This window comes from Cellulomonas algicola (genome assembly GCF_003851725.1).
Taxonomy (GTDB): domain Bacteria; phylum Actinomycetota; class Actinomycetes; order Actinomycetales; family Cellulomonadaceae; genus Cellulomonas; species Cellulomonas algicola.
In genome coordinates this window covers 1-2711 of sequence record NZ_BHYL01000230.1, presented here as the reverse complement: position 1 = coordinate 2711, position 2711 = coordinate 1, and the positions used below count along the sequence as shown (strand labels likewise).

Sequence of the window (2711 nt, the reverse complement as noted above, 5' to 3'; positions counted from 1 at the left end):
GTGCCGACCGGCTGCGCGACCGCCTCGCCGCCGCGTCCTTCGGCTGGCGGCAGCCGCTCGCCGCGCTCCTGACGGCCGTCGCGGTGCTCGCGCCGCTCGCGGTGCTCGGCGGGTGGACGTGGCAGGCGCGCGAGGGCGACGCCGTCGCGCTGCGCGCGCAGGAGCGTGCGGTCGTGCCGGCCGTCGGCCAGCAGGCCCAGACGTCGCCGCTCGCGTCGCGCGTCCTCGCGGTCGAGGTCCGCAGCACCGGTGACGACGAGCCGCTCGCCACGTGGCAGCTTATGCGTGCCGACGGCCCGCAGCTGGACGACGTCGCCGCCGCCACGTCGACGCGCGCGCTCACCGGCGACCTCGACGCGCCCCGGGTGCGCGGCGCGGACCCCGCCACGCAGGAGGTCGACGCGCTCGTCGCGCGGCTCGTCACGGCGTCCGGGGGCGACGTGGCCGGCGAGCTGGCCGCCCTCGCCGTCGCGGACGTCCTGGTGCCGGCCCTGCCCGCCGCGGTGCGGTCCGACCGTGCCGAGCGCGCGCTGCGCGACGACCTCGTCTCCCGCCTGGACTCGACGCCGGGCCTCGAGCGCGTGACGCAGACCCCCGCCGGGACTCTCTGGCGCGTGCGCGCGACCGCCGACGCGGGGCAGGTCGCGCCGGTCGTGCTGCCGTCGTGGGCCCGGCTCGTCCCGGAAGGATCCGACGTGCGGGACGTCTCCGTCGACGCGCTCGCCGTGGCGTCCCACGACCGTGCGGTCGACGCGGCCGTCTCCGCCGGTGCCGCAGACCGGGTCCTCGTCCTCGCCGAGCGTGCGGACCCGCGGTGGCGCGCGTGGCTCGACGGCACGCCGCTGCGCGCGGTCGACACCGGCTGGCGCCAGGGCTTCGCGGTCCCCGCGGACGGCGGGCGTCTGGTCGTCCGGTACGACGCGCCCGACCGTGCGCCGTGGCTCGCGGCGCAGGGCGCCGTGCTGGTCGTCACGCTGCTGCTGGCGCTGCCCGTGCGACGTCGGCGGGTGACCGCATGACCGCCGCGACCGAGCCCGCCGCCGTGGACCGGGGTGCCGTCTGGCGCGGGCGGCTGGTGCGTGCGGGCTCCGGCCTGGCGGTCGCGGGCGTCGTCGCTGCGGCGGTCGTCGCGGGTGGTGTCGTCCCGGGCACCGCCGTCGACGGCCTCGGCCCGACGTCCGTCCCGGTGCCGCCCGCCGCGACGACCCTCGTGTGCGCCGGTCCGCTGCTGCTGCCCGACGACGTGGGCCGCGGCGACTCCGCGTTCGACCCGACCCCGGTCGACCCGGTGTCGAGCGTCTCGGTCGCGTCGTCGACCCCGGGCGCGGGCACCGTCACGACGCTGGACGGTACGCAGACGCTCGCACGGCTCGACGCCGGCGACGAGGCGGTGACCGTCGGGCAGGTCCCTGCGCCGCTCGTCGTGCGGGCCGAGCCCGGCGACACCGCCCCGGCGCGCGTCGGTGCCGTGAGCAGCGGTCTCGTCACCGCGGGCGACCTGCGCGGCCTGTCGGCGGCGTCGTGCCAGCACCCGACCGCCGACGCGTGGCTCGTGGGCGGCGCGACCGACCTCACGAGCACCGCGCAGCTCGTCCTCACGAACGCCGGGAGCACGCCCGCGGAGGTGGGCGTCGAGGTGTGGGGGCCGTCGGGTGCCGTCGACCTCACGGGTGAGCGCTACCTCGTGGCCCCCGGCGCGCAGCGCGTCGTCGCCGTGGGCGGGATCGCCGCCGAGCAGCGCCGCCTGGTCGTGCACGTCGCGACGACGGGCGGCCGCGTCGCCGTGCACCTGCAGGACTCCGCGCTCGACGGCTTCACGCCCGCCGGGACCGACCTCGTCGTGCCCGGCGAGGCACCCGCACGGCGTCAGGTCGTGCCCGGGGTGGCGGTCGTCGCGAGCGAGGTCGGCGACGAGGACGCGGGTGCGGTGCGACTGCTCGTGCCGGGCGGCACGACCGCCACGGCGTCGGTGTCGGTGCTCGGTCCGGACGGCCCGACCGCGCTGCCCGGCGCGGAGTCCGTCGAGCTGCGCCCCGGCGAGGTGACCGACGTCCCCCTCGGCGGCCTCGCCGCCGGCACGTACACGCTCCTGGTCGACGCGGACCAGCCGGTCGTCGCGGCCGCGGTCGTGACCCGGCCGGGCTCGCCCGGTGAGCTCGACGACGTGCCCAGCCGCGAGCGCGCGTGGGCGGCGTCCTCGTCGCCCACGGACGGTGGCGTCGCGGTGCTGCCCGCCGGGACCGCGGGCACGTTCACGCTCGCGGGTCTGCCCGCGCGCGGGAGCGCGGCGGACTCGGTCGACGGCGGGGGCGAGACGACCGCGACCGTGCGGCTCCTCGGTGACGACGGCCGGGTCGTGGGGGAGCGGCGCGTCTCGGTGCCGGTCGGCGCGACGGGGGCGTGGTCGCTCGAGGCGCTCGTGCAGGGCGACGGGCTCGTCACGCCGAGCACCGCGCTCACGGCACCGGAGGGCCAGCCGGTCGTGCGGGCGGTCGACGTGGTCGTGGACGACGGGGACGACGTCGCGTGGGCGCTGGTCGCCGAGGTGTCGCGCCCCGACGGGGTCCTCGTCTCGGTGCTGCGTCCCGTCCCGGCGCTCGTGCGGGCGCCGGACGTCGCGGTGCAGCAGGACCCGCGGCTCGGCACGCGCTGACGCGCGCGGCGGCTCGGCACGCGCTGACGCGCGCGGCGGCGCGTGGGGCGCTCGCGCG

General features: G+C 79.4%; 1 protein-coding gene and 1 pseudogene. Both read left to right on the top strand.

What is annotated here, in order from left to right; all coding sequences use genetic code 11:
• Positions 1-1019, top strand: a pseudogene (locus CTKZ_RS14390) (glycosyltransferase family 2 protein); the annotation flags it as partial.
• Positions 1016-2653 carry a DUF5719 family protein gene (locus tag CTKZ_RS14385; RefSeq protein WP_124343589.1) on the top strand — a complete coding sequence of 546 codons (1638 nt, stop codon included), beginning with the start codon at positions 1016-1018 and terminating at the stop codon, positions 2651-2653. The pseudogene CTKZ_RS14390 and the gene CTKZ_RS14385, both read left to right, overlap by 4 nt.
• Positions 2654-2711: the final 58 nt, after the last annotated feature.